The sequence below is a fragment of the Nocardioides cavernae genome, assembly GCF_016907475.1.
GTDB classification, from domain to species: Bacteria; Actinomycetota; Actinomycetes; order Propionibacteriales; family Nocardioidaceae; genus Nocardioides; species Nocardioides cavernae.
On record NZ_JAFBCA010000001.1, the window covers coordinates 1942923 to 1969369 of the forward strand.

The following is a 26447-nucleotide window of genomic DNA, read 5'->3' on the forward strand; positions in this document are numbered from 1 at the left end:
TCCGGGACGGCTCAGGTGGCCGTGTCGTCGAGCTCCGCCAGGCGCGGCGCGAGCTCCATCCGGGACCGGATGCCGAGCTTGGTGTAGGTGTTGCGGAGGTGGAACTCGACCGTGCTGACGGTGACCACCAGCGTCCGGGCGATCTCCTTGTTGGCGAGTCCCTGCACCGCGAGGTCGGCCACCCGGCGCTCGGTGGTGGTGAGGCGCCCGGGGGAGCTCGGGCGGCGGGCGCCCACCCGCTCGAGGTCGGCGCGTGCGGCATCGGCCCAGCCGGGAGCGCCCTGCTCCTCGAAGAGGCGCACCGCGCGCTCGAGGGAGTCGCGGGCGCCGCCCCACTTGCGCGCGCGTCGCTGGGCCCGGCCGAGCGCGAGCCAGGTCCTCGCCGCCTCGGCTGCGAGCCCGCGTTCGTCGTACGCCGTGGCGACGCCGGCCAGGGCCTGCGCCTCGTGGTCGGACCACGCGCCCGCGAGGGAGGCCGTCGCGGCTCCGCGGGCGGCAGTGAGCCGGGCCCACGCGTGGTCCTGCAGGTCGGCGGTCTCGCGCAGCGCGTCGACGACCGTGCGCGCGTCGTCGAGGTCGCCGGTCTCGACGAGAGCCTCGACGAGGTCGGGGGCGGCGGGGAAGGCGCCGGGGTCGACCACCCCCTGGTCGCGCGTGTGCGCCCAGACGGCGCGCAGGTGCCTGACCGCCTCCTCGGGGCGGTGGTCCAGGAGGGCCGCCACGCCGAGTGCCCGCGTCGCCTCCAGCCAGTCCCAGCGGATCCCGGTCTCCTCGGCCTGCTCGACTGCGCACTCGCCCCACTCGCGTGCACCTGCGGCGTCCCCGCGGCCGGCAGCCAGCAGGCTGCGGCAGCGCTCGTACATCGGCCAGTGGAGCAGGCTGCTGTCGAGCGAGGCGGCCCACTCGTCGAGAAGCTCCTCGGCGTCGTCCCACCGCCCCAGGCGGAGCTCGAGCTCGCAGAGGTGGAGGCGGGCGAGTGCGTACGGGCCGGGCTCGCCGCGGTCGGCGGCGAGCGAGCGGAACGCCTCGAACCGTGCCCGGGCGGGACCGGGCTCCCCGCGCCACACGTGCTGCTGGCCGGCCACCCGTCCCGGCGTGCGGGCCAGGTAGGACGACTCGCACGCGAGCACGTCGTAGCGCTCGAGGAGGTCGTCGAGCGGCCGTCCGCGCAGCGCGGACGTCCACACGCGGGTGTAGAGCGCGAGGCGCTGGGCGCCCCCCGAGCCGGAGGCGGACGCCTCGACGGCCTCGGCCGCCCGTCCGTCGGCGACAGCGACGTTGCGGACCTCGATGACGGCCTCGTTCTCGGCGAGGTGGCACAGGACGCGCAGGCGCAGGGCGTGGTCGTCGCCGGCCTCGTCGAGGGCGCGCTGGAGGAGCGCGAGGATGTCGTCGTTGCCGTGCACGACGCCGCCGGTGAGCAGCACGTGCGCCCGCACGCGGTCGGCCCGCTCGGGGAGGCCCGCCGCGCGAGGGGTGAGGAGCTCGGTCAGGCGCTGCTTCTCCCCGGCCATCTGCAGCAGCTTGGCCAGCAGCATCACCCGCCCTGCGTCGGGGTCACCGGGCGGGGTGAGGCGCAGGGCGTGGCCGGCGAGGTCGGCGGCCAGCCGGATCGAGCCGCGCGCGGTCGCGCGCGCGACCGCCCCGTCGAGCCGCGCCGCGAGGACGGGGTCGGGCTCGGTGGCGGCGAGGGCCAGGTGCAGCACGCGGCGCTGGTCGTCGGACACCACGGCGGCGAGGTCGGCGTGCAGACGTCGTACGTCGTCGGCCGACGCGGCGCGCCGGGCGACCTCGGCCAGCAGCGGGTGGGCCGGTCGGACCCGTTCCCCGTCCACGTCGACGACGCCGGCGGCGGACGCCTGCTCCAGCACGTCCGGCCCGGCGAGCTCGCGCACCTGCGGGGCGCGCAGGTCGGCGTCGAGGGCCAGCGCGAGCAGCAACCGGCGGGTGGTCGGGTCCAGGTCGGCGACACGGAGGCCGAGGAGGTCCTCGACCGCGTCGGGCACGGGCAGGTCGTCGCCGATCGTCGCCGGGTCCCGGCCCGCCAGCAGCCGGCCGACCTCGAGGGCGAAGAGCGGGTTGCCCATCGTCGTGTCGTAGACCCGCCGGAGCAGGTGGTGGGGGAGCCGCAGGCCGAGCCGGGTCGCGAGGATCTGGCGGGTGCCGCCCAAGGTCGTCGAGCGCACCACGAGCCGGTCGACCCGCTCGTCGCCGAACGCGCCCTCCACCGCGCTGCGGGGACCGGGGCGACGGGCGAGGAGGACGGTCACCCGGTCCTGCAACCGCCGCCCCGCGTAGGCGAGCGCGGCCTGCGACGACCGGTCCAGCCACTGCACGTCGTCGACTGCGACGAGGAGGCGCTGCTCGCGGGACAGGGAGCGCAGGGTCGAGAGCAGCGCGAGCGACACCACCTGCTCGGTGGGCGGTTGCTCGCCGGGCTCTGCGCGGTAGAGCGCCACCTCCAGCGCGTGCAGCTGCGGCACGGGGACGGACGTGAGCTCGTCCACGTCGACCTCGTCGAGCAGGTCGATCAGACCTGCGAACGGGAGCCCCGTCTCGGAGGCGCTCGCCCGCGCCACCAGCACCCGCATCCCACGGTCACGGCCCCCGGCCAGGCCCTGCTCCCACAGGCTGGTCTTGCCGACGCCCGGCTCGCCCTCGAGCACCAGCGCCCGCACCGAGGTCGGCTCGCGGTCGAGCACCTCGGCGATCATCCCGAGCTCGGCGTCGCGCGCGACGAGACCCATGTCGGCATGATGACAGCCGAGGGGCCCGTCGGGCACCGGGAAATGTCGCCCCCAGCGCTCAGGGGCCCAGGTGCACCGTCGGGATCACGGGCTCGCCGGCCGACATCATCGTCACGGAGCGGGGGAGCTCGGCGACCGACGCACGGTGGCGGGCCCGCGCTTCGTCGAGCGTCGCGCGGCCGACGACCTCACCGTCCCGCACCAGCGGGACGAGCAGGGCGCGGTCGTCACCGTCGTCCTCGGGCGGCGCGCCGATCCCCACGACCTCGGCCTCCGCGACCCCGCTGGGGCCACGCCGGCGCAGGGCGTACTTCCGGCCGCCGATGGACTGCTTGTCCGTCGACTTCTTCGCCACGGACACCAGCTCGCCGGCGGCGCCCTCGCGCGCCACCAGCTTGTAGACGAACCCGCACGTCGGGTGGCCCGAGCCGGTGACCAGCTGGGTGCCCACACCGTAGGCGTCGACCGGCGCCGCCGCGAGGGCAGCGATGGCGTGCTCGTCGAGGTCGCTGGTCACCACGATGCGGGTGGCGCTCGCCCCGAGGCCGTCGAGCTGGGCGCGCACCTCGCGGGCGACCTCGCCGAGGTCGCCGGAGTCGAGACGGACCGCCCCGAGGCCGGTGCCGGCCACCTCGACCGCGAGGCGTACGGCCTCGGCGACGTCGTAGGTGTCGACCAGCAGCGTCGTGCCCACGCCGAGGGTCTGCACCTGCGCGCGGAAGGCGTCTGCCTCGGCATCGTGGAGCAGCGTGAAGGAGTGGGCGGCGGTGCCGGTGGACGGCACCCCGTAGCGGGCGCGGGCGGCCAGGTTGCTGGAGGCGTCGAAGCCGGCGACGTACGCCGCCCGCGCGGCCGCGACCGCGGCCTCCTCGTGGGTGCGGCGCGACCCCATCTCGATGCACGGGCGGCCACCGGCCGCCAGCGTCATCCGGGACGCAGCCGACGCGATCGCCGAGTCGTGGTTGTAGACGGACAGCAGGACGGTCTCGAGGAGGACCGCCTCGGCGAAGGTCCCCTCGACCACCAGCAGCGGCGAGTAGGGGAAGTAGGCCTCACCCTCGGCGTAGCCCCACACGTCGCCTGAGAAGCGGTAGGAGGCGAGCCACTCGAGCATGTCGGGGTCGACGATCCCCTCGAGCGCGGTCAGCGCGGCGGCGTCGAAGCGGAAGTCCTCGATCACGTCCAGCGCCCTGCCGACCCCGGCCACCACGCCGTACCGGCGACCCGGCGGGAGCCGCCGCGGGAACAGCTCGAAGACCGCCCGCCGTTCGGCCGTCCCGGACTGCCGCGCCGCCTGGACCATGGTCAGCTCGTAGTGGTCGGTCAGGAGCGCCGAAGACGCACGGGGTGAGCTCGTCACGACCGACACTGTGCCACGATGGGAACGTGTCAGCCGCCAGTCCCGTAGAGGTCGAGCCGACCCTCACCCCCGATGAGATCACCTTCCTGGCCAAGCCGTGGGTGACCCTCGTGTGGGACGACCCGGTCAACCTGATGTCCTACGTCGCCTACGTGTTCCAGAAGTACTTCGGCTACGACAAGGCCAAGGCCGAGAAGCTGATGCTCGAGGTGCACACCGAGGGCAAGTCGGTGGTCTCGACCGGCACGCGCGAGGAGATGGAGCGCGACGTGCAGGCCATGCACGAGTACGGACTCTGGGCGACGATGGAGAAGGCATCCTGAGGTGAGCGGCTTCGAACGACACCGCAGGTCCGGCCGCGTGATCGCCACCTTCACCGGCTTCGAGGCCGATCTCCTGCGCTCCCTCGCCTCGCAGATGGTCGAGCTGCTGCGCAACGAGCGCGCCGAGCCCGCTGCACCCACCGCCGACGCGTTCGAGGCGATGATGGCCGAGTTCTCCGGTGCCACGACCATCCCGGAGGACCCGGTGCTCGCGCGGCTCTTCCCGACCGCCTACCCCGACGACGAGGAGTCGGCCGCCGACTTCCGACGCTTCACCGAGAGCGGGCTGCGCGACGGCAAGGCCTCGGCGGCGGGGTCGATCATCGACACGCTCGAGGACGCCGGCCTCCCGCCCGAGCTGATGGAGGACGGCCTCGTCATCGACGTCGAGCTCACCCACGCCGATGCCGAGGCCTGGATGCGCGCCTTCACCGACATCCGGCTCGCGCTCGCCACCCGGCTCGGGGTGGAGGCCGGGGACGAGCACTACTGGCACTCGCTGCCCGACGACGACCCGCGCGCCCAGGCGCACGACATCTACGAGTGGGTGGGCTACCTGCAGGAGACGGTCGTCGAGGCTCTCACCTCGTGATCGACGTCGTGCCTGTGCCGTGAGCCCCGTCCCTGACTTCGTCCTCGCGCTGCGCGACAAGATCGGTCACGACCCGCTGTGGCTGCCCGGGGTCACGGCCGTCGTACGACGCGCCGACCAGCTGCTGCTGGTGCGCCGCGCCGACAACGGCCACTGGACCCCGATCACCGGGATCCCCGACCCGGGGGAGGAGCCGGCGGCGGCCGCGGCGCGCGAGGCACTGGAGGAGACCGGTGTCCGGATCCGGGTGGACCGGCTCGCCGCGACGGGTGTCCACGGCGAGATCGTCCACGCCAACGGTGACCGTGCGACGTACCTCGACCTGACCTTCGCCTGCACCTGGCTCGATGGTGAGGCCCACGTGGCCGACGACGAGTCGAGCGACGTGCGGTGGTGGCCGCTGTCCGCGCTCCCGCCGATGAGCGACATCATGACCGCGCGCATCGAGGCCGCCACCAGCGGCGAGACCGCGGCACGGTTCGTCGCCCCCGTGGGTGCCGGTGACGAAGCGCCGCCGCCGGTCCTCGCTCCTCCCGTGCCCGTGCTCGGCGTGGACGCCTGCCCGGCCGGGTGGGTCGGGGTCGTGATCGACCCGGAGCGCCGCGCCTCGGTCTTCGTCGCACCCGACATCACCGGCCTCGTCGACCTCGTCCGCGAGCGGCACGACGTCCCGGTGGTCGCGGTCGACATCCCGATCGGGCTGCCCGACGGGGGCGGACGCCAGGCTGACGCCGAGGCCCGCCGCGTCCTCGTGGGCAAGGCCTCGTCGGTGTTCTCCACGCCGGTGCGCGCCGCGGTCGAGGCCGCGACCTACGAGGAGGCCCGGGCGGCCAACCTCGCGGCGACCGGTGGGCGCACCAGCGTCAGTGCCCAGGCGTACGCCCTGCGCGAGAAGGTGCTGCAGGTCGACGCGTGGGTGCGGGGACGCCCCGGCGCCCGGGTGATCGAGGTCCACCCCGAGGTGAGCTTCGCCCGGATGACCGGGGCGCCGCTGCTGGCCCGCAAGAAGGACGCCGACGGGGTCCGCGCCCGCCGCGAGGCGCTCGCCGCCCACGGCATCGTGGCGCCCGCGTGGTTCCGCGGCGCCGGCTTCGGCGAGGACGACCTGCTCGACGCGTGCGCCGTCGCGTGGACGGCCGTGCGCCACGCGCTGGGGGCCTCCGAGTCGTACCCCGAGGTGCCCGAGGTCTTCTCCGACGGGATCCCCGCGGCGATCTGGGTCTGACGCCGCCGCACGTGTGGCGGTCGTGGCTCTTGGGCTGTCGGTTCGGGGGCAGCTTCGCGGACACGTGTGGCGGTTGTGGCCCTCGGCCGGTCGGTTCTGGGGGCAACTTCGCGGACACGTGTGGCGGTTGTGGCCCTTCGGAGCTTGTAGGAGGACCAGCGTGGTGCCGCGGCGTCGTACGCCCGCACGTGCGGCGGTTGGGGCCCTTGAACGGCCGGTTTGGGGGGCAACTTCCCGCGCACGTGCGGCGGTCGTGGCCCTCAGCCGGAGTGCGTGAGCACGCCGTAGCGCTCCCGCGAGGCGAGCGCCCAGCGCGAGGCGGGCACCGAGACCAGCGCGACGCCCAGCATCAGGGCGGCCAGCACCAGCCAGCCGGTCTCGCCCATCTCGACGCACAGCAGCGTCACGAGCGGGGGGCCGACGACGGCGATCACGCTGAAGCCGAGCCCGGCGAAGCCCTGGTACTGGCCCTGCCGCTCGTGCGGCGCGAGTCCCATCTGGAGGCCCCACTGGCCGCCGGAACCGATCATCTCGCCCACGACGTGCACCAGCGACCCGACGACGAGCACGACGACGGCGAACGTCGCGTCGCCGCGGTCGGCGAGGGCGACGATCGCGAAGCCGGCGGCGATCCACACCGCGCCGCGGACCAGCGCCCGGGCGCCGGCCTCGACGGAGTCGGCCCGGCGCGAGAGCCGCACCTGGAAGAGCGCGACGCAGGCCGTGTTGAGGACGAGGAGGACCGCGACCATCACCGGCGGTGCCGCCGTGCGCTCGGAGATGTAGAGCGCCAGGCCGAGCTCCATCACGAAGAAGTGGAGCGAGAACAGCCCCGTCAGCGCGACCACGACCACGTAGGGCCAGTCGCGCAGCACGGCAAGGCGGGGCTCGCCCTCGAGCCGGACGTACGCCGGCAGGTCGGGGAGGCGGGTGCTGTTCCACGCCGCGAAGCCGGTGAAGACGGCGTTGAGCACGAACACCGAGATGTAGGCCCACGGCTCGTCAACGACGAGCGCAGCGCCGCCGAAGACCGAGCCCAGCCCGATCGCGGTGTTGGTCACCGCCCGCAGGTAGGCCTTGAACTGCACTCCGCGCCCGCCGGTGGCGAGCTGCGCGATGACGCCCTGCTGGACCGAGCCGGCCGAGCGCTCGAAGAGGGTGAGCAGCGCCAAAAGCAGCGCGAGCTGCCACGGCGTACGAGCCAGGACGGGCAGCGCGCTCGTGAGGGCGGCGCCCACCATGCAGATCGTCAGCACCCGGCGCGGCCCGTGGCTGTCGCCGAGCTGGCCGGCCGGCACCTGGACGAGGATCCCGACGACGGCGGCGACCGCCAGCGCGAGGGCGACCTCGGCGGCGCTGAAGCCCACCTGTCGGGTGAAGTAGAGCGCGCTGGTCGTCATGACCGCGCCGGCACCGAAGCGGTTGGCGAACGAGCCGAGCGCCAGCACCCGCAGGTCGCGCTCGAGCGGGATGCCGCGGCGCGTCAGCGGCGCCTGCAGTTGCGGCAACGACATGTGGCTCCCCCTCGAAGTCTCTCGACGTCAAGACTATGGGGTGAGACGCGTACTGGTCGCATCGACCGCCTGCCTACCCTTGACGGCGTGCTGACCATCGCCCAGGAGATCTACGACGCCATCGTGGCGCACGCCAAGCGCGACCACCCCGACGAGGCGTGCGGTGTCGTCGCGGGCCCCGAGGGCACCGATCGCGCCGAGCGGTTCATCCCGATGGTCAACGCCGCCGGCAGCCCGACGTTCTACGAGTTCGACTCCTCCGAGCTGCTGGCGCTCTACAAGGACATGGACGCTCGCGACGAGGAGCCGGTGGTCGTCTACCACTCCCACACCGCCACCGAGGCCTACCCCAGTCGCACCGACATCGGCCTCGCCAGTGAGCCCAACGCCCACTACGTGCTCGTCAGCACACGCGAGCACGGGAATAGCGACGGCCCGGTGGAGTTCAGGTCCTACAGAATCATCGACGGAGTCGTGACCGAGGAAGAGGTCGCGACCACGCCTCCCCAGCAAACCCAGGAAGAGAGCACCCCCTGATGGCCATCGAGGTCCGGATCCCCACCATCCTGCGCACCTACACCGACGGTGCCAAGGCCGTCGACGCCTCGGGAGCGACGCTCACCGCGCTCATCGACGACCTCGAGGGCAACCACCCCGGCATCAAGGGCCGCCTCATCGAGAACGGCGACCTGCGCCGCTTCGTCAACGTCTACATCAACGACGAGGACGTCCGCTTCATCGGCGGCCTCGAGGCCGAGCTCTCCGACGGCGACCAGGTCGTCGTCCTGCCGGCCGTCGCCGGCGGGTGAGCAGGCACGGCCTGATCCCGTGACGCGCTACGACGACCTGCTCGCCTCCGTCGGCAACACCCCGCTCGTGGGGCTGCCGCGGCTCTCGCCCAGCCCCGACGTACGCCTCTGGGCCAAGCTGGAGGACCGCAACCCGACCGGGTCGATCAAGGACCGTCCGGCCCTGCGGATGATCGAGCAGGCCGAGAAGGACGGCGTCCTGCGGCCGGGGTGCACGATCCTCGAGCCGACCAGCGGCAACACCGGCATCTCGCTCGCGATGGCCGCCAAGCTCAAGGGCTACCGCATCGTCTGCGTGATGCCGGAGAACACCTCCGAGGAGCGCCGCCAGCTGCTGCGGATGTGGGGCGCGGAGATCGTCTCCTCGCCCGCCGCCGGCGGGAGCAACGAGGCCGTCCGCGTCGCGAAGCAGGTCGCGGGGGAGCACCCCGACTGGGTGATGCTCTACCAGTACGGCAACGAGGCCAACGCCCTCGCGCACGAGGAGGGCACCGGCCCGGAGATCCTCGCCGACCTCCCGGACATCACCCACTTCGTCGCCGGGCTCGGCACGACCGGGACGCTCATGGGGGTCTCCCGCTTCTTCCGGGGTGCCAAGCCCGACGTGCGGATCGTGGCGGCCGAGCCGCGCTACGGCGAGCTCGTCTACGGCTTGCGCAACCTCGACGAGGGATTCGTCCCGGAGCTCTACGACGCCTCGCTGATCGACTCGCGCTTCAGCGTCGGCCCGCGCGACGCCGTACGCCGGGTGCGTGAGCTGCTCGAGCTCGAGGGGATCTTCGCCGGCATCTCGACCGGCGCGATCCTGCACGCCGCGCTCGGCCAGGCCGCGAAGGCCGTCAGGGCCGGGGAGAGCGCCGACATCGCGTTCGTCGTGTGCGACGGCGGGTGGAAGTACCTCTCGACCGGCGCCTACGAGGGCACGATCGACGAGGCCGAGGACAGGCTCGACGGGCAGCTCTGGGCGTAGCGCGTGTCCTAGGCTGGTGCGGTGGACCGAGCGCCCCGCCTCCTGCGACTCACCGTCGCGATCGTGCCGCTCGTCCTGACGGTCCTCGCCGCTCCTGCCCACGCGACCGGCGAGGACGCCAGCGAGCACCGGCGCGCGACCCCGACGCCGACGCAACCGACCGTGGAGGCGTACGCCGTCCCGGTGAGCCGCCGCGTCACCTATTCCGTCACCACCCGCGGACGGGTGACGTCGTCGATGAAGGTGTTCCGCCGCCAGGCCCAGCAGACCTTCGACCACCCGCGCGGCTGGCGCGCGGCCGGTGTCCAGTTCCGCCGGGTGCGGCGGGGCGGTGACTTCACCCTCGTGCTCGCCGCGGCCGGCACGCTGCCGTCGTTCTCGTCGGGATGCTCGGTGCAGTGGTCGTGCCGAGTGGGGCGGCACGTCGTGATCAACCAGCTGCGGTGGACCCATGCCTCCCCGGCCTGGAACCGTGCGGGTCGGTCGCTGCGCGACTACCGGCACCTGGTCGTCAACCACGAGACCGGCCACTGGCTGGGGCGTGGGCACGCCTCGTGCCACGGGCGCGGCCGGGCGCCGGTGATGATGCAGCAGTCCAAGGGCACCGGCGGGTGCCGCTTCAACCCGTGGCCGTTGGCCAGGGAGGCCGCGGCGGTCAGGCGACGCTGAACGTCATCGGGTGTTGGCAGCGATGACCAGAGTGGTCGTCGACGGTGATCCCACCACCACGCCGCCGGAGGCGCCGGTGAGCGTGATCAGCACGGTCTCGCGACCCTCGGCGACCCGGTCGTCGAGGACTTCGACGGGGACGTAGCGCTCGGTCTGTCCGGGCGCGAAGCTCACCTGGCCGGTGCCGGCGACGAAGTCCTCGGCTGCGGTGGCGGTGCCGGGCTGCACGGTCCAGGACACGTCCACGGCCGCGGAGGGGGGCGACTGCAGCCGCACCGGCACCCACACCGTGCGTGCCCGCTCCTCGGTGCGCTGCCGGATGCCGCCGAGCCGCACCTCGTTGCTGCTGAGCCACTGGATACGTCGGGTGAGCCAGTCCGCGAGGAACTCGACCTCGGCCTGGCGGTCGCGGCCGTGGTGGGTCCACTCCAGGTCGCCCGAGGCGTGCCACTGGGCCCAGTCGGCCTCGGCGGCCGGGGCCAGCGTCGCCGCTGCGGCCGGGATCTCGGAGACCACCTGGCGCGCGACCGGCTTGAGCCTGGCCCACCGGCTCTTGACCCGCGCGGAGAAGGCCGGGTCCTCGAGCATCCGGGCCACCCAGTGGCGCCCGACCCGGGTCACCCACGTGTCGGGCTGGGAGGACGCACGCCAACGACTGCCCGCGCTGAGGTCGAAGTCCCAGACGGGACCGAAGACGAAGCGCTTGCCGGGCACCCAGCTGAAGTGCACGCTCGACTGGAAGTTGGAGTCCTGGTTGGCGAACAGTTCCTCGACGAGGTACCAGTCGATGAGCTTGCGGACGTTGACGTACGCCGCGTAGCCGGTGTCGGGATCGGCGAAGTCGGGGCCGTAGAGGACCTTCTCGAACCGCGACACCGCGCGCCGGACCTCGCGGCGCTGCCGCTTCGTGACCTCGTCCGGGTCCTTGAAGGCCACGGGCGTCCCGCGACGGGTGCGGAAGCCGGGCTCGTCGTCGCGGAGGTAGCGCTGGTTGATCTCCAGCAGGTAGCCGTCGTCGGGGAGGTCGACGCGTCCCTTGCCCTCCTCCACCTGCTCGGTGAGCAGGTAGAGACCCTGCGACTGGCCGTTGAGGACGACCTCGACGAAACGGAAGCGCGGGGTCCACTGCAACCGGGTCTGCGCCGCGATCGCGAACGCCGCGGCCGTCCGCAGCGAGCTGCGGTCGGCGTAGCCGGCGAGGAGCACCCACTCGTCGTACTCCCGCGACCCGACCAGGGCGGCGTCCTCCTCCAGCTTGAGCTTGTAGGGCTTCTTGGCCCAGCCCCAGGTCGAGTTGCCCCGCCCGCGGACCTCGGTGACCCGGGTGACACCGTCCAGGGTGACGGTGCCGGGCACGTAGTCCTCGCGGTCGATGACGGCACCCGCGGTGTCGATGACCAGCTGGGTCGGCGGGGCCGGCGGCCAGCCGATCACGGCGGCTGCCCGGTCGGTGCGCGAGGGCTCGTTCCCGGAGGCCGGGGAGAGCACGACGGTCGAGGCGGCCACGGCGAGCGCGGTCGCGACGGAGATCTTCTTCAGCAAGGGCATGGTGTCTCCTCGAGCCCGGCGTCCGGGCGGCTGGGTCAGGCAGGCGGGGGTGAGACGTCGAGGTCGAGGTTGGAGTTGTGCTCACTTCCCGGGACGGCCGGGAGGTCGAGGAGGTCGAGCGTGAGGTTCGCCAGGTCGCCGTTGCGGACCGGCTGCGGGGACTGGCTGTAGGTCGTGCGCCGCTTGCCGGGGTCGCGGTAGTCGTCGGCGTTGAGCTCGTAGAGGTCCGCGCCTGCCGGGACGCCCGGTCCGGCCACCATGAAGGCGACGCGGAAGTTGGCCAGGCGGCGGGCGTCGGAGTGGCTCGCGCCGAGACCGCCGTGGTCGCTGGTGAGGATGATCGCGGTGCGGCCGACGAGCTCGGTGTCGTCGCGGACGGCGTCGACGATCGAGCCGACGAGGGCATCGACCTGCTGGACCGCGCGCAGGTAGCGCGGGGACATGAAGCCGTACTCGTGACCGGCGGCGTCGGGGAGCGACAGGTGCACGAATCGGAACGCGCGCTCGTTGTCGCGCAGGTCGCGCCGCACCGACCGGGCCAGGCGCGTGTTGTCGAGCTGGATGCGGGTGGTGTCGATGGAGAGCGGCCAGCTGCGCTTCCACAGGGAGAACTTGGTCTTGCTGGCGAAGAGGGCGGTCGACCCGCCGGCAGCGGAGACCTGGGTGAAGACCGACTCGACGCGCTGCCCGGCTGCCGCCTGGACGGTCGCGGGACGGCGTCGGTCGTCGTTCCAGGTCACCCCGTGGCCACCGGTCACGGCCTCGATGCGGCGGCCGGTCACCATCCCGGTGTGGTTGGGCAGGGTGATGGTGAGCTCGTGCTCGGTGCGGGCGTTGAGCGTCGACGCGCCGGAGTCCATGAGGTCGTGCAGGTGGGGTGTGCGCGCGGGTCCGAGCTTGCCGAGGGCATCGGTGTTGAGCCCGTCGACCGAGATGGCCACGACCGAGTCGATGGGGTTGTCGGCGGAGACGCGCGGGGTGCTCGGCAGCGGGTCGCCGGAGGGCACCTGGGCCGGGGCGGACGCCGGGCACAACCCGATGGCGGAGCAGGCGAGCAGGGAGGCGAGCGCGGTACGCATGGTCACGCGGCGACCCTAACCTGACGTGGACGGTGTGACGGGGACGACGCACGCGACCGCGTGACCCGCAACGCCCCGAGCGCCTAGCCTGCTGCCTGTGCCGACGCCCACGCCGCGAGAGACCGCCGACGCCCCGATCGGCATCTTCGACTCCGGCTTCGGTGGGCTGACCGTCGCGCGCTCCGTCATCGACCAGCTCCCGCACGAGTCGGTCGTCTACCTCGGCGACACCGCGCGCCAGCCCTACGGCCAGAAGCCCATCGGCGAGGTCCGCGAGTACGCCCTCGAGTGCCTCGACCACCTCTACGAGCGCGGCGTGAAGGCGCTGGTCATCGCGTGCAACTCCGCCAGTGCCGCGATGCTGCGCGATGCCCGCGAGCGCTACGACGTACCCGTCGTCGAGGTGATCCTCCCGGCGGCCCGGCGCGCGGCCGCGGCCACGCGCAACCAGCGGGTCGGGGTGATCTGCACGCGCGCCACCGCCAGCTCCATGGCGTACGACGACGCCTTCGCCGCGGCGCCGCACCTCGACCTGCACATCCGGGCCTGCCCGCGCTTCGTCGAGTTCGTCGAGCAGGGCGTCACCGGCGGCGACGAGCTGCTGGCCGCTGCCCACGACTACCTCGACCCGCTGGCCGAGGCCGGGGTCGACACGCTGATCCTCGGCTGCACCCACTACCCGCTGCTGACCGGCGTCATCTCCTACGTGATGGGCGACCAGGTCACCCTGGTCAGCTCGGCGGAGGAGTGCGCCAAGGACGTCTACAAGATGCTCGCCGGCACCGGCCTGATGCGTCCAGGCGGCGAGGCGAGCTACACCTTCTCCACCACTGGCAGCCCCGACGACTTCGCCACGATCGGCCGCCGCTTCCTCGGCTCGGAGCTGCTCGGGGCGACGCAGTTCGCCGGGGGACGCGGATGAATCATCACCCCACGAACTTCTTCGTCTCCTCCGCTTCGCTCCTCCGCCGAACAACTTCGCGGGGACCCCTATGAGGCTGACCATCGTCGGGTGCTCGGGTTCCTACCCCGGCCCCGAGTCCGCGGCGAGCTGCTACCTCCTCGAGGCCGAGGAAGGTGGGCGCACCTGGCGGATCCTGCTCGACCTCGGCAACGGCGCCCTCGGCCACCTGCACCGCCACACCGACCCGCTCGGGATCGACGCGGTCTTCCTCAGCCACCTCCACGCCGACCACTGCCTCGACCTCTGCGGCTACTACGTGATGCGCAAGTACCACCCCACCGGTGCGCAGCCGCAGATCCCCGTCTGGGGGCCGGCCGGCACGGCCGAGCGGATGGCGCGGGCCTACGACCTGCCGGTCGACCCCGGCATGACCGAGGAGTTCGCGTTCCACGGCTACGGGGACGACGGCGGGGTCGTGGAGCTGGGTCCGTTCCGCGTCGAGGCACGCCGGGTGGTCCACCCCGTCGCCGCCTACGCCCTGCGGGTCACCGCCAGCGGTCGGACGCTCGTCTACTCCGGCGACACCGGGCCGTGCCCGGAGCTCGACGAGGTGGCGGTCGGGGCCGACCTGCTGCTGGCAGAGGCGTCGTTCCGCAGCGTCGACGACAACCCGCCCGATCTCCACATGACCGGTGCCGACTGCGGGCGTACGGCGTCGCGCGCCGGGGTCGGGCGCCTGGTGCTGACCCACGTCCCGCCGTGGCACGACCCGGCCGACGCGGAGGCCGAGGCCCGCGCCGAGTGGTCGGGCCCGGTCGAGCTGGCCCGCGCCGGCGCGACGTACGACATCTAGCCGGGCGTCAGACCAGCCCGGCGTCGTGCACGACCATCGCGACCTGAACGCGGTTGGTGGCGTCGAGCTTGGTCAGGAGGCGGGAGACGTGCGACTTCACGGTGGGGATCGACAGGTAGAGCTCCGAGGCGATCTCGGAGTTGCTGAGCCCGCGGCCGACGCACACGGCGACCTCGAGCTCGCGCTCGGTCAGCACCGTCAGCCGGTCGGCGGCGGTCGTGGTGCGGTCGGTCGGTGAGGTGTTGCGCAGCCGGGAGACCAGGCTGCGGGTCGCGGACGGCGACAGCATCGCGTCACCTGCCGCCACCGTGCGGATCGCCCCGACGATGTCGCCGGGCGGGGTGTCCTTCAGCAGGAAGCCGTCGGCGCCCGCCGCGACGGCGCTCAGCACGTGGTCGTCGGCATCGAACGTCGTGAGCACGACGACGGCGGGTGGGGACGGTCGCGAGTGCAGGACGCGCGTCGCCTCCAACCCGTCCATCACCGGCATCCGGATGTCCATCAGCACGACGTCGGGCCGGTGCTCGGCGACCTGGGCCAGGCCGGCCTCGCCGTTGGAGGCCTCGCCGACGACCTCGATGTCGGACTGCCCGCCGAGCATCAGGGTCAGCGCCGAACGGACCAGCGGGTCGTCGTCGACGAGCAGCACGCGGATCACGCGGTCCACGGTAGCCAAGCCTCCAGCACGAACCTCGACCCCTCCGTGCGCTGGTGCAGCCGGCCGCCCCGCAGCTCGGTGCGCTCGCGCAGCCCGACCAGCCCCAGGCCCGCGCCCGGCGCTGCGCTCGGCCGGTTGCCGAGCGGGTTGCTGATCACGACGGTGATGCCGCCGCACTGGTCCCCCGAGGACCTGATCTCCACCTCTGCGCCGGGGGCGTGCTTGCGGACGTTGGTGATGCCCTCCTGCACGATCCGGTAGACCGTGCGGCCGGTCACCGGCGGCACCGGCACGTCGCCGTCGACGTGGTCGGCCCAGTCGATGTCGAGGCCGAGCGACCGCGCCTCGTCGACCAGGGCGGTGATGTCGTCGTACGTCGGTTGCGGTCGCGCCGTGGGCGGGCTCGGGTCGTCCTCGCGCAGCACCCCGAGCACGCCGCGGAGCTCGTGGAGCGCGTCGTTGGCCTGTTGCTGGATCTGGCCGAGCCCCTCGCGGAGGCGGTCGCCGTCGAGGTCGTCGCGGAACGCGAGGGCCCCGGCCTGCATCGAGACCTGGGTGATCCGGTGTGCGACCACGTCGTGCATCTCCCCGGCGATGCGGGCGCGCTCGGTCGAGCGGGCCTGGGTGAGCCGCAGCTCCTGCTCGAGCTCGGCGCGCTCGGCGCGGTTGCGGAGGTTCCAGAGCAGCTCGCGTCGCGAGCCGATGTAGAGGCCCCAGCCCATCATTCCCGTGTTGACGACCAGGTTGACCAGCGTGGTGACGAGGAAGTCGCCGTCCTCGATCGGCGCGATCGTCGTCCAGGTCTGGGCGGCGACGAAGTTGGCGCTGCCGACCAGGATCACCTCCCGCCACCGTCGCCGGGTCGCGACGGAGACCGCGGCCAGGGTGGCCGGACCGGCCGCCAGCCCGGAGAAGGCGCTCATTGCGGCGATGACGAGGGCCACCCGCTTGGGCGCCCGGCGGCGGAAGTGGACCAGCACGAAGGCGGCGACGCCCAGGACCACCTCGACGGTGAAGAGGAGGCGGTGGTCGCGCCACTCGGCCGCCGCAGCGGTCTGCCAGACCGCCGCCGAGAACACGACGCACAGCGCGTAGCGCCACGCGTGCGACACCCACGTCAGCTCGGGCTGGGTGTCGGGTCGTGGTTCCACGGCGCTCAGGCTAACGAGCCGAATTCCTACTTTGGTCGCATGGACATGGCCCTAGGGCCGATGCGTCTACCGGGCTCGCCGACGCAGGGTCGGCCCACCAACCGCGCGGAGGGAGCTGCGCGGCGTGGGGCCGCGCACGTGTGGACGGTCCCGCAGGGGAAGGGGCTTCGAGCCGGGTCCGGTGGCACACGGGGGTGACCGGACCCGGCTCAGCCACGTCTAGGGTCGTGCCCATGACTTCTGCCCCGACTCCGGCTCCTCGGGCCGACGGCCGTGCCGACGACGAGCTCCGCCCGATCACGATCACCCGCAACTGGCTCGACCACGCCGCCGGCTCGGTGCTCGTCGAGTTCGGCGGCACCCGGGTGCTCTGCGCCGCCTCCGCCTCCGAGGGCGTGCCGCGCTGGCGCAAGGGCTCCGGCCTCGGGTGGGTCACCGCCGAGTACGCCATGCTCCCCGCGGCCACCAACACCCGCTCGGACCGCGAGTCGGTCAAGGGCCGCATCGGCGGCCGCACCCACGAGATCTCGCGCCTGATCGGCCGCTCGCTGCGCGCGGTCATCGACTACCAGGCGCTCGGCGAGAACACGATCGTCCTCGACTGCGACGTCCTCCAGGCAGACGGCGGCACCCGCACCGCTGCGATCACCGGGGCGTACGTCGCCCTGGCCGACGCGGTCGCGCACCTGCGCTCCAACGGCGCGCTCACGGGCGAGCCGCTGACCGGGTCCGTCGCGGCGGTCAGCGTCGGCATCATCGACGGCGTGCCGCGGCTGGACCTGCCCTACGTCGAGGACGTCCGCGCCGAGACCGACATGAACGTCGTGATGACGGGCGACGGGAAGTTCGTCGAGGTGCAGGGCACGGCCGAGGGGGCCGCCTTCGACCGCGCCGAGCTCGACGCCCTGCTGGCCCTGGCCGAGAAGGGCTGTGCCGACCTGACGCGCCTGCAGCAGGAGGCGCTGGGCCGGTGAAGATCTTCCTCGCGTCGGGCAACAGCAAGAAGATCCTCGAGATGCAGCGGATCCTCGCCGAGCACGTGCCGGGCATCGAGGTGCTCGGCATCGCCGACGTGGACGGCTACGTCGAGCCGGTCGAGGACCAGCCGAGCTTCGAGGGCAACGCCCTGCTCAAGGCGCGCGCTGGCGTGGCGGCCACCGGGCTGCCGTCGGTCGCGGACGACAGCGGGCTGTGCGTCGACGCGCTCAACGGCATGCCGGGGGTGCTGTCGGCCCGGTGGTCCGGGCCTCCCAAGAGCGATCAGCGCAACAACGAGCTCCTGCTCGCCCAGCTCGACGACGTACCCGACGAGCGCCGAGGCGCGCACTTCGCGTGCGCCGTGGCGTGGGTGATGCCCGACGGGCGCGAGCGCGTCGTCGAGGGCCGGATGGACGGTCGCATCATCCGCGAGGTGCGCGGCAGCGGCGGCTTCGGCTACGACGTGGTGTTCGTCGCGGTCGAGCACGACGCCGAGGACCTGACCTCCGCCGAGCTCGAGCCGGGGGAGAAGGACCGGATCTCGCACCGAGGGCGGGCGTTGCGCGCCCTCGCGCCGCAGGTCGCGGCGGACCTGTCAGGCGACTGACACGTCCTCGCGGGCGCCGACCCGCCGGCTGACCCACGCGCCCCACAGGGCGGCGAAGAGGAACATCACGAGCGAGTAGACCGCCGCCGGCACGGAGATCTCGACCTCGTCGAGCACCTCGACCGCGACGAAGATGGCGAGCGTGGCGTTGTGCACCCCGACCTCCATCGAGGAGGCGATGGCCTGCGGGCCGGTGACGCCGAACGCCTTGGGCACGTAGTAGCCGACGACGAGGCTGATCGCGCAGAAGAGGGCGGTGATGAGGCCGACGTCGGCGAGGTAGTCGCCGACGTTCTCGCGCTGGTCGAGCAGGATCCCCAGCACGAGGATCGCGAGGATGACCGCCGATCCGATCCGCACCGGCTTGTCCATCCGCCGGGCGAACCCGGTCGCGCGGGCGTTGACCAGCATGCCGATGCCGACGGGCAGCAGGATCAGCGCGAACACCTTGACGATCTCGACGAGCGGCATGGAGACGTCGTCCTGCCGGTCGTACCAGGCGATGGCGAGGCCGGTGATGACCGGCAGCGTGACGACCGCGATGACGGTGTTGATGGCCGTCAGCGTGATGTTGAGGGCCACGTCCCCGCGGAAGAGGTGGCTGAACAGGTTGGCGGTCGTGCCGCCGGGCGACGCAGCGAGCAGCATCATGCCGATGCCGAGCAGGGCCGGGAGGTCGAAGAGCACGACCAACCCGAAGCAGATCGCCGGCAGCAGCAGGATCTGGCAGGCGAGCGCGACGGCTACGGCCTTCGGCGCCCGGCCCACTCGCTTGAAGTCGCCGACCGTCAGGTCCAGGCCGAGGCCGAACATGATGATGGCCAGGGCGAGGGGCAGCCCGACGGTCGTCAGCGCGGAATCCATGCGCGGACCCTAGTGGTGACGGGCGTCACGTGCGAGCGAATCGCGGCAGACGTGCACTTAGGTCGAAGTTCGCTCGTCCATGCTGCGAGTGATCTTCGAGCCTGGTGCCGACGGTGCGCCCGGTGAGAGTCGAACTCACACTGTCACGGACCTAAACCGTGTGCCTCTGCCATTGGGCTACGGGCGCTGGACGGATCAGTCCAACCCTAGGTCCCGGCGCAGCTTGGCGACGTGGCCGGTGGCCTTGACGTTGTACTGGGCGAGCTCGACCTTGCCGTCCGCGTCGATCACGAAGGTCGAGCGGATCACGCCCTCGACCTCCTTGCCGTAGAGCTTCTTCGCGCCGAAGGCGCCGTACGCCTGGTGCACCGCGAGGTCCTCGTCGGACAGCAGCGTGAGGGTGAGCGCGTCGCGCTCGCGGAACTTCGCGAGCTTGGCCGGCTTGTCCTTGGAGACGCCGAGCACCTCGTAGCCCGCGCCGCGGAGCGAGTCGAGCGACTCGGAGAAGTCGCAGGCCTGCTTGGTGCAGCCGGGGGTCATCGCAGCCGGGTAGAAGTAGAGGATCACCTTCTTGCCGCGCAGCTCCGACAGCGAGACCTGCTCCTCGGTGTCGCTGGTCAGGGTGAAGTCGGGGGCGGTGTCGCCGGCGGCGAGGCGGTCGGACATGGGGACTCCTGTGCGCGGTCGGTCCGGACGGCGGTCCGGTTGGTTGTTGCAAGACGATTGCAATAAGGTCGGGGTGTGCCGGCCCGGCATCGGGGGATCCGTGCCGGCCACCAGACATCCAACCAGCCCCACCCGAGCAGGAGCGACCACGTGCACGTGCCCGACGGCTTCCTCGACGCCCCGACCTCGGTGGCGACGGGGGCGGTGGCAGCGACCGCGGTCGCCCTGTCGCTGCGCGGCGCGCGACGCGAGCTCGACGACCGTACGGCGCCCGCGGCGGGGCTGGTCGCGACGTTCGTCTTCGCCGCCCAGATGATCAACTTCCCCGTGGGGGCGGGCACGAGCGGACACCTGATGGGCGGCGCGCTCGCCGCCGTCCTCGTCGGACCGTGGACCGCCGTGCTGTGCGTGTCCGTGGTGCTGGTCGTGCAGGCCCTGCTGATGGCCGACGGTGGCGTCACCGCGCTCGGCACCAACATCACGCTGATCGGCATCGTGACCGTCGCCGTGGGCTACGGGGTCTTCGTCGTCCTGCGCCGGGTGCTGCCCAAGCGGCTCTCCATGGTGGCGCCGGCAGCCGCGGTCGGCGCCCTGGTCAGCGTCCCCGTCGCGGCGCTGGTCTTCACCCTGCTCTTCTCCGTCGGCGGCAACGTCCCGGTCGACCTGGGCGCCGTCCTGACCGCGATGCTCGGCTGGCACACCGTGATCGGCATCGGCGAAGCGGTCGTGACCGGCCTGGTCGTCGCGAGCGTGGTTGCCACGCGCCCCGACCTCGTCCACGGCGCCCGCCCGCTCCTGGTCGAGCGCGAGCTCGAGCTCCGCACGGGGGTCGTTCGGTGAGCACCCGCCGCTTCTTCGCCGTCGCCCTGGTCGTGAGCCTGCTCGTCGCGGGCGTCGCCAGCTACTACGCCAGCTCGCACCCCGACGGCCTGGAGTACGTCGCCGAGCAGACCGGCTTCATCGACTCCGCCGAGGACTCGGCGACCGCCGACAGCCCGCTGGCCGACTACCAGACGTCCGGCGTCGACGACGCCCGCATCAGCGGCGGCCTCGCCGGGGTGATCGGCGTGGTCGTGATGCTGGTGCTCAGCACCGGCCTGTTCTGGCTCGTACGACGCCGCGGGACCGACGACGTCGACTCCGACGACGCCCGCCCCGAGCACGCCCGCCAGTCGGAGGCCTGATGGGGGCCGGGCACGGGCACCGGCTCCACTTCCACGGCCACAGCCCGGTGCACCGAGCGCCGGCGCACCTCAAGGTCCTCGCCCTGCTCGGGTTCATGCTGGTGGTCGTCGCGACCCCGCGCCAGGCGTACCCGGTCTTCGCCCTCTGGGCCGCCGTCCTGCTCGGCGTCGTCGTGCTCTCCCGCGTGCCGCTGCGCTACCTGCTCCCGCGGATGGTCGTGGAGGTGCCGTTCGTCGTCTTCGCGGTGCTGATGCCGTTCATCGCCCACGGACCGCAGACCGAGGTGCTGGGCGTGAGCGTCTCCGAGCCCGGCCTCGTGGCCGGCGTCGCACTGCTCATCAAGGGCACGATCGGCGTCCTCGCCTCGCTCACGCTCGCCGCCACCACCGAGCCGCAGGACCTGCTCCGCGGGCTGCACCGGCTGCGCACCCCCGACCTGGTCGTGCAGATCATGGGCTTCATGATCCGCTACCTCGACGTGGTCACCGCCGAGCTGGGCCGGATGATGACGGCGCTCCGCTCGCGCGGCTGCGACCCGCGCTCGCCCCGGCACTGGCCCGTGCTGGCCCGCTCGCTCGGCGCCTTGTTCATCCGGTCCTACGAGCGCGGCGAGCGCGTCCACCTCGCCATGCTGTCGCGGGGGTACGACGGCCGCCTGCCGCAGTCGGGGGACGTGCGATGACCACCCCCGTGCTCGACGTGCGCGGGCTCGCCTTCGCCTACCCCGACGGACACCAGGCGCTCTTCGGGGTCGACCTGCACGTCCACCGAGGCGAGCGGGTCGCGCTGCTCGGGCCCAACGGCGCCGGCAAGACCACCCTCGTGCTCCACCTCAACGGCATCCTCGCCGCGGGGCGGGGCTCCGTCACGGTCAGCGGCCTCCCGGTCGCCAAGGAGCACCTGAAGGAGATCCGTCGCCGCGTCGGGATCGTCTTCCAGGACCCCGACGACCAGCTCTTCCTCGGCACCGTGCGTCAGGACGTCGCCTTCGGCCCCGCCAACCTCGGCCTCAAGGGCGCTGCGCTCGACCGCCGGGTGATGGATGCGCTCGACCTGGTCGGGATGGCCGACTTCGTCGACCGGCCGCCGCACCACTTGTCCTACGGCCAGCGCCGACGGGTGGCGGTCGCCACCGTGCTGGCGATGGAGCCGGAGATCCTGGTGCTCGACGAGCCGTCGTCCAACCTCGACCCCGCCTCGCGCCGCGAGCTCGCCGACATCCTGCGCAGCCTCGACGTGACCGTGCTGATGGTCACCCACGACCTGCCCTACGCGCTGGAGCTGTGTCCGCGCAGCGTGGTGCTGAGCGAGGGCGTCGTGGTCGCCGACCGGCCGACCTTCGACGTCCTCACCGACGACGAGCTGATGTCCGCCCACAGGCTCGAGCTGCCGTGGGGTTTCGACCCGCGGCGCATTGATAGCCTTCCCCGGTGACCCAGGACATGAGCGCGCTCGAGCGCGAGATCGAGGAGACCCGCGAGCGGCTCGCCTCGACGATCGACCAGCTCGCCTACCGCGCCCACCCCAAGACGATCGTCGGCCGGCAGGTGACGATCGTGAAGTCCCACTTCGTCGAGCTCGACACGGGCGCCCCCCGCACCGACAACATCCTCAAGGCCGCCGGTGCCGTCGTCGGGGTCATCGTCCTGTTCGCCATCGTCCGCAAGGTCGCGAGCTGAGCGTGGCCTCCAGCAGCAGGGCGACCGGGGGCAGTGACCTCGGGTCCGCCCCGATCAAGATGCTGCACGACCGCGTGCTCGTCGAGGTCGACCAGGAGGCCGGCGAGCGTCGGTCCAGCGGCGGCATCGTCATCCCCGCCACCGCGGCGATGGGCGCCCGCCGCCTGGCCTGGTCGCGGGTGATCGCGGTCGGCCCGCACGCCCGTGCGGTCGAGGTCGGCGACCGGGTCCTCTTCGACCCCGAGGGCAAGGCCGAGGTCGAGGTCCACGGCGAGGTCTACGTCGTCATGCGCGAGCGCGACGTGCACGCCGTCGCCGCCGAGCGGCTCGAGGGCGGCTCCACCGGTCTTTACCTCTGACGCCAGCCCTAGGCTCTGGCCATGGCCTACCTCGTCAAGCAGTCCCACCGCGCGCCGGCGGTGACCTCACCGGTCCCCGTCGACGAGTCGTTGCCCCGCGCGTGCGTGATCGGCGCCGGTTCCTCGGGCATCGCGGCGGCCAAGCAGCTCCACCTGGCCGGGATCCCGTTCGACTGCTTCGAGCAGGGCGGCGACATCGGCGGGACGTGGGTCTTCGACAACTCCAACGGCCGGTCGGCCTGCTACGACACCCTCGAGATCAACACGTCGTGCCCGCGGATGGCCTTCTCCGACTTCCCGATGCCGGCGGACTACCCGCCCTACGCGCGCCACGACCAGGTGCACGCCTACTTCGAGCAGTACGTCGACCACTTCGGCTTCCGCCACACCATCACCTTCGACACGACGGTCGAGGACGTGTCCCGGTCGACCGACGGCCGCTGGGACGTGCGCGTCACCGGGCCGCACGGCACCGAGACCCGCACCTACGACGCCGTGCTCGTCGCCAACGGCCACCACTGGGACCCGCGCTGGCCCGAGCCGGCCTACCCGGGCGCCTTCGCCGGCGAGCAGATCCACGCCCACGACTACCGCTCCGGTGACCAGCTCGCCGGACGCGACGTCGTCGTGGTCGGCGCCGGCAACTCGGCGATGGACATCGCGGTCGAGTCGTCCTACGTCGCACGTACGACGACGTGGTCGGTGCGCCGCACCGAGTGGGTGCTGCGCAAGTTCCTCCTCGGCAAGCCGAGCGACCAGGTCGCCCTGCCGGGGTGGCTGCCGTGGCGGGTGACCGCCGCGCGGCTGCGCATCGGGGCGACGTACGCCGGCAGCATGACGAAGTACGGCCTGCCGGCGCCGACCCACAAGCCCGGGCAGTCGCACCCCGTGCAGTCCGACAAGATCCGCGAGCGCCTCGACGCCGGCGCAGTGACGGCGCGGCAGGGCATCGAGCGGCTCGACGGCGACCGGGTCGTCTTCGTCGACGGCACCACGGCCCCGGCGGACCTCATCGTGTGGGCCACCGGCTACCGCGTGACGTTCCCGTTCTTCAAGCCCGAGCTGGTGTCGGCGCACGACAACGAGCTGCCGCTGTGGAAGCGCACGGTCCACCCCGACCTCCCCGGCCTCTACTTCATCGGCCTCGTGCAGGCCATCGGTGCGGTGATGCCGATCGCCGAGGCGCAGTCGGCGTGGATCGCCGAGACGCTCGCCGGTCGCTACGTGCCGCCCGCGGACGACGTCGTACGACGCCAGATGGACGGTGAGCACCGCCGGGACAAGAAGCAGTTCTACGCCTCGCCGCGGCACACCATGGAGGTCGACTTCGACCACTACCTGTGGGACCTCGACCGCGAGCTGAAGGCGGGCCGGGAGCGAGCGGCGACACGTGCGCCGTCGCCCGGGTCCGTGCCGGCCCCGGCGCCCGGCGGCGGGGGACCACGACGGACGCTCGCCCGCCTCCTCCTCGGTGCGGCCCGCTGGAAGACCGTCGGTGAGGTGCCGCAGCGCGGCGTCCTGGTCGGCGCACCGCACACCTCCAACTGGGACTGGGTCCTGACCATGCTCCTGGCGTGGCGCTACGGCATCACGATCCGGCTGCTGGTCAAGAAGGAGCTCTTCGTGGGACCGCTCGGCTGGCTGCTGCGGCGCACGGGCGCCGTCGAGCTGGACCGCAAGAACCCCGCGGCGACCATCAAGGAGCTGCTGGCCGAGGCCGAGGGCGGCGACTCCTGGCTGCTCGGGATCGCAGCCGAGGGCACGCGCTCGCGCGGCGACTACTGGAAGTCAGGCTTCTACCGGATCGCCCGGCAGACCGGCCTCCCGATCACGCTGGCCTTCCTCGACGTGCCCTCGCGCACCGTCGGCTGGGGTCCGACGTTCCACCCGACGGGCGACGTGAGCGCCGACATGGACGTGCTGCGCGACTTCTACGCCGACAAGACCGGCTTCAACCCCGACGGCTTCACGCCCCCGCGACTGCGCGAGGAGGACCGGGCCTGAGGGTGGGCGACACGCCCATCCGGGTGTGGAGCGTTACCGCTGCGGAACCGTGAAGGCTAGGTTGAGGCTTCAACCGAAGGGAGCATGCAATGGCATTACTGCTGTGGATCCTTGCCGTCATCCTCGTGGTGTCCGGCATCGTCTCGTTGATCAGGGGTCAGATGCTCTGGGGCATCGTTCTCATCATCGTCGGGCTGCTTGTCGGCCCCGGCGGAGTCAGCCTGTTCACGTAGCACACCCTTGCGGGAGAACGACGAAGGGCCGGTCCTCTGGACCGGCCCTTCGCTTCTGTACGCCATGAGGGCGTCCAGCCGTCCAACGTAGGCAGTTCGGCCACCCTTCCGTCCGTCCACGCGTGGGCCTTCCGGCCGGACCGGTCAACTGCCTACGTTGCTGTGGAGCGCGGCTGCCAGTGGCCTCGGACGAGTGCCGGGGCTGAGTGTCCTGCGGGGGAACGACGAAGGGCCGGTCCTCTGGACCGGCCCTTCGCTTCTGTACGCCATCAGGGACTCGAACCCCGAACCCGCTGATTAAGAGTTTCGTCAGAGCCGCATTCGGGGGTCTCGAATGGTGCTGGGTGGTCCGGATTCACGCTTGCGTGGTCCGGGCCATCCAATCGAATCTGACCTCGTGCCATCTCGTCCGTGCACACTCCGTGCACAGTCGCAGTCCGCACCGGCTGGGCAGGCGCAGCCTTGGCGGCGACGCCATTCGCAGGGGATCACTACCTCGATTCATCGGACGCGACAAGCGCCCGCGTGAAAAGGTCGGCGGGTCTGGTGGGTAACGGCTGCCCGCTCGGAAAAGACCCACCTGTTGACGCGAAGGAAACCCCCAGTGCGCCGCTTTGCTCTTGCCCTCACGGCCATCTCTGCCATCGGCTTCACGTCTGGATGCTCGGGAGAGCCCGTCGATATGCCAGATGTGGTTGGGATGAAGTTGGACGATGCCCAGAAGGCGGTTGAAAAGGCAGGATTTGATGACGACGTCCAGGTCGAGGGGGGAGGCGTGTTCGGGATCGTCGTGGAGTCGAACTGGACCGTGTGCAGTCAGGAGCCTGCGGTAGGCAGCGAAGTTTCAGATCCGCCTTCGCTGACCGTGGAGCGCGACTGCGGTGGAGACGACGCTGAGGGTGGCCGCGAGAACTCCAGCAGCGAGGACCAGGAGGACACGGAGGATGCCCAGACTGAGGCTCCATCCGAGTCAAGCGCACCCGTAGCCGACCAAGATCTGACAGTGAAGAACAGCCCAGACCTTCGGGCGTTGCTCGCATCAGGCAACCAAGCCTTTGACGCGCACAGGGCGTTTGCCACGAAGCACAAGGGCGAGACCATCGTCTTTGACGGTGCTGTGGGCCTGATCCTTCCTCACGGCGACTACTCGACACGGTTCGACTACGCCCTTTACCCCGGGGACTACGACGGCCCGCACACCCAGGGGCCGACCTTCGCGTTCATCGACGTGAACTATTACGACTTCGGTCTCATCGGCAAGAAGATTCCCGACTCGGTCGACGAAGGGAAGAACTTCCGCTTCACCGCCACGGTAAAGGGCTTCCAGAAGCGCGGGGGGTTCATCGAGCTTGACCCCGTGGCCACCGAAGCGCGCTGAGGCGAGACACGTGCGCGAGCTCGGTGCCGCTGATCGGAAGGCGTCGCTTTGAACACGTTCGCGGTGCCTTATGCAACTGAGGCGTTCCCACC

At 72.0% G+C, this 26447-nt stretch carries 29 protein-coding genes and 1 tRNA gene; 20 read left to right on the plus strand and 10 right to left on the minus strand.

The features are described 5' to 3' along the window. Positions 1-11: 11 nt before the first annotated feature. Positions 12-2747, minus strand: coding sequence for a helix-turn-helix transcriptional regulator (locus JOD65_RS09015; protein ID WP_191196411.1), 2736 nt, complete (start codon positions 2745-2747; stop codon positions 12-14). Positions 2748-2805: 58 nt separating this feature from the next. Next, a complete protein-coding gene (locus JOD65_RS09020; RefSeq protein ID WP_191196412.1) occupies positions 2806-4107 on the minus strand; it encodes a nicotinate phosphoribosyltransferase in 1302 nt (433 codons plus the stop codon). 26 nt (positions 4108-4133) lie between these two features. Here JOD65_RS09020 and clpS point away from each other — a divergent pair, with 26 nt between their 5' ends. The 3 genes from clpS to JOD65_RS09035 are packed head-to-tail and all read left to right on the plus strand — an operon-like array spanning position 4134 to position 6247. Further along, positions 4134-4430, plus strand: coding sequence for an ATP-dependent Clp protease adapter ClpS (gene clpS / locus JOD65_RS09025; RefSeq protein WP_191196413.1), 297 nt, complete (start codon positions 4134-4136; stop codon positions 4428-4430). Position 4431: 1 nt separating this feature from the next. Further along, the gene (locus JOD65_RS09030) at positions 4432-5022 is read left to right on the plus strand and encodes a DUF2017 domain-containing protein (protein ID WP_191196414.1); all 591 of its coding nucleotides are present in this window, start codon (positions 4432-4434) and stop codon (positions 5020-5022) included. Positions 5023-5041: 19 nt separating this feature from the next. Next, complete coding sequence (locus JOD65_RS09035; protein ID WP_191196415.1) at positions 5042-6247, plus strand: DUF429 domain-containing protein; 1206 nt, start codon at positions 5042-5044, stop codon at positions 6245-6247. Between the two features lie 260 nt (positions 6248-6507). Here the strand turns inward: JOD65_RS09035 and JOD65_RS09040 are convergent, their stop codons facing one another. Then, positions 6508-7761, minus strand: a complete 1254-nt coding sequence (locus JOD65_RS09040; RefSeq protein WP_191196416.1) for an MFS transporter — start codon at positions 7759-7761, stop codon at positions 6508-6510. An 87-nt stretch (positions 7762-7848) separates the two neighbouring features. On the opposite strand from JOD65_RS09040, the gene JOD65_RS09045 reads away from it, so the two are divergent. Genes JOD65_RS09045 through JOD65_RS09060 form a run of 4 tightly spaced genes read left to right on the plus strand, consistent with a single transcriptional unit; the run spans position 7849 to position 10209 of the window. Then, positions 7849-8298, plus strand: a complete 450-nt coding sequence (locus tag JOD65_RS09045; protein WP_191196417.1) for a M67 family metallopeptidase — start codon at positions 7849-7851, stop codon at positions 8296-8298. After that, positions 8298-8570: a MoaD/ThiS family protein gene (locus JOD65_RS09050; protein ID WP_191196418.1), complete on the plus strand. Its 273-nt coding sequence runs from the start codon at positions 8298-8300 to the stop codon at positions 8568-8570. The genes JOD65_RS09045 and JOD65_RS09050 overlap by 1 nt, the downstream gene beginning before the upstream one ends. 19 nt (positions 8571-8589) lie before the next feature. Then, on the plus strand, positions 8590-9540 hold the full coding sequence (locus tag JOD65_RS09055; protein ID WP_191196419.1) for a PLP-dependent cysteine synthase family protein: 951 nt from the start codon (positions 8590-8592) through the stop codon (positions 9538-9540). A gap of 21 nt (positions 9541-9561) precedes the next feature. Continuing rightward, positions 9562-10209: a DUF3152 domain-containing protein gene (locus tag JOD65_RS09060; RefSeq protein WP_191196420.1), complete on the plus strand. Its 648-nt coding sequence runs from the start codon at positions 9562-9564 to the stop codon at positions 10207-10209. Between the two features lie 3 nt (positions 10210-10212). On the opposite strand, the gene JOD65_RS09065 is transcribed toward JOD65_RS09060, so the two are convergent. Next, positions 10213-11757, minus strand: coding sequence for a CotH kinase family protein (locus JOD65_RS09065; RefSeq protein WP_191196421.1), 1545 nt, complete (start codon positions 11755-11757; stop codon positions 10213-10215). Between the two features lie 35 nt (positions 11758-11792). Next, a complete protein-coding gene (locus JOD65_RS09070) occupies positions 11793-12836 on the minus strand; it encodes an alkaline phosphatase family protein (RefSeq protein ID WP_224747999.1) in 1044 nt (347 codons plus the stop codon). A 97-nt stretch (positions 12837-12933) separates the two neighbouring features. Between JOD65_RS09070 and murI the strand changes: the two genes are divergently transcribed. Next, positions 12934-13758: a glutamate racemase gene (gene murI, locus JOD65_RS09075; protein ID WP_191196423.1), complete on the plus strand. Its 825-nt coding sequence runs from the start codon at positions 12934-12936 to the stop codon at positions 13756-13758. A 70-nt stretch (positions 13759-13828) separates the two neighbouring features. Then, entirely contained in the window at positions 13829-14593 is a 765-nt protein-coding gene (locus JOD65_RS09080; RefSeq protein ID WP_191196424.1) for an MBL fold metallo-hydrolase, read from the plus strand. A 7-nt stretch (positions 14594-14600) separates the two neighbouring features. Here JOD65_RS09080 and JOD65_RS09085 read toward each other — a convergent pair whose 3' ends face one another. Both JOD65_RS09085 and JOD65_RS09090 read right to left on the minus strand, forming a co-directional pair. After that, entirely contained in the window at positions 14601-15260 is a 660-nt protein-coding gene (locus JOD65_RS09085; RefSeq protein WP_191196425.1) for a response regulator, read from the minus strand. Continuing rightward, complete coding sequence (locus tag JOD65_RS09090; protein WP_307821042.1) at positions 15248-16402, minus strand: sensor histidine kinase; 1155 nt, start codon at positions 16400-16402, stop codon at positions 15248-15250. Before JOD65_RS09090 ends, JOD65_RS09085 begins: the two co-directional genes overlap by 13 nt. Positions 16403-16635: 233 nt before the next feature. On the opposite strand from JOD65_RS09090, the gene rph reads away from it, so the two are divergent. Both rph and rdgB read left to right on the plus strand, forming a co-directional pair. Next, the gene (gene rph, locus JOD65_RS09095) at positions 16636-17376 is read left to right on the plus strand and encodes a ribonuclease PH (RefSeq protein WP_191196426.1); all 741 of its coding nucleotides are present in this window, start codon (positions 16636-16638) and stop codon (positions 17374-17376) included. Then, complete coding sequence (rdgB, locus tag JOD65_RS09100; RefSeq protein ID WP_307821043.1) at positions 17373-17987, plus strand: RdgB/HAM1 family non-canonical purine NTP pyrophosphatase; 615 nt, start codon at positions 17373-17375, stop codon at positions 17985-17987. Before rph ends, rdgB begins: the two co-directional genes overlap by 4 nt. On the opposite strand, the gene JOD65_RS09105 is transcribed toward rdgB, so the two are convergent. From JOD65_RS09105 to bcp, 3 genes are all read right to left on the minus strand, one after another. After that, on the minus strand, positions 17976-18851 hold the full coding sequence (locus JOD65_RS09105; protein ID WP_191196427.1) for a bile acid:sodium symporter family protein: 876 nt from the start codon (positions 18849-18851) through the stop codon (positions 17976-17978). The genes rdgB and JOD65_RS09105 overlap by 12 nt on opposite strands. A 114-nt stretch (positions 18852-18965) precedes the next feature. Next, positions 18966-19038, minus strand: a tRNA-Leu gene (locus JOD65_RS09110). Positions 19039-19046: 8 nt separating this feature from the next. Further along, entirely contained in the window at positions 19047-19517 is a 471-nt protein-coding gene (bcp, locus tag JOD65_RS09115) for a thioredoxin-dependent thiol peroxidase (protein ID WP_191196428.1), read from the minus strand. Between the two features lie 150 nt (positions 19518-19667). On the opposite strand from bcp, the gene JOD65_RS09120 reads away from it, so the two are divergent. The 9 genes from JOD65_RS09120 to JOD65_RS09160 all read left to right on the plus strand — a co-directional run bounded on the left by JOD65_RS09120 (position 19668) and on the right by JOD65_RS09160 (position 26355). After that, positions 19668-20357: an energy-coupling factor ABC transporter permease gene (locus tag JOD65_RS09120; RefSeq protein WP_191196429.1), complete on the plus strand. Its 690-nt coding sequence runs from the start codon at positions 19668-19670 to the stop codon at positions 20355-20357. Continuing rightward, positions 20354-20701, plus strand: coding sequence for a PDGLE domain-containing protein (locus JOD65_RS09125; protein ID WP_191196430.1), 348 nt, complete (start codon positions 20354-20356; stop codon positions 20699-20701). The genes JOD65_RS09120 and JOD65_RS09125 overlap by 4 nt, the downstream gene beginning before the upstream one ends. Then, a complete protein-coding gene (cbiQ, locus tag JOD65_RS09130; RefSeq protein ID WP_191196431.1) occupies positions 20701-21384 on the plus strand; it encodes a cobalt ECF transporter T component CbiQ in 684 nt (227 codons plus the stop codon). Before JOD65_RS09125 ends, cbiQ begins: the two co-directional genes overlap by 1 nt. Next, on the plus strand, positions 21381-22136 hold the full coding sequence (locus JOD65_RS09135) for an energy-coupling factor ABC transporter ATP-binding protein (RefSeq protein WP_191196432.1): 756 nt from the start codon (positions 21381-21383) through the stop codon (positions 22134-22136). The genes cbiQ and JOD65_RS09135 overlap by 4 nt, the downstream gene beginning before the upstream one ends. Further along, entirely contained in the window at positions 22133-22381 is a 249-nt protein-coding gene (locus tag JOD65_RS09140; RefSeq protein ID WP_191196433.1) for a DUF3618 domain-containing protein, read from the plus strand. Before JOD65_RS09135 ends, JOD65_RS09140 begins: the two co-directional genes overlap by 4 nt. 59 nt (positions 22382-22440) lie before the next feature. Beyond that, positions 22441-22740 carry a GroES family chaperonin gene (locus JOD65_RS09145; protein WP_191196711.1) on the plus strand — a complete coding sequence of 100 codons (300 nt, stop codon included), beginning with the start codon at positions 22441-22443 and terminating at the stop codon, positions 22738-22740. A gap of 21 nt (positions 22741-22761) precedes the next feature. Next, positions 22762-24744 (plus strand): NAD(P)-binding domain-containing protein, encoded by a 1983-nt coding sequence (locus JOD65_RS23210; RefSeq protein ID WP_191196434.1) that lies wholly within the window; start codon positions 22762-22764, stop codon positions 24742-24744. Between the two features lie 89 nt (positions 24745-24833). Continuing rightward, a complete protein-coding gene (locus tag JOD65_RS09155; protein WP_172261506.1) occupies positions 24834-24977 on the plus strand; it encodes a GPGG-motif small membrane protein in 144 nt (47 codons plus the stop codon). Positions 24978-25581: 604 nt separating this feature from the next. Continuing rightward, positions 25582-26355 carry a DUF4839 domain-containing protein gene (locus JOD65_RS09160; protein WP_191196435.1) on the plus strand — a complete coding sequence of 258 codons (774 nt, stop codon included), beginning with the start codon at positions 25582-25584 and terminating at the stop codon, positions 26353-26355. Positions 26356-26447: the final 92 nt, after the last annotated feature.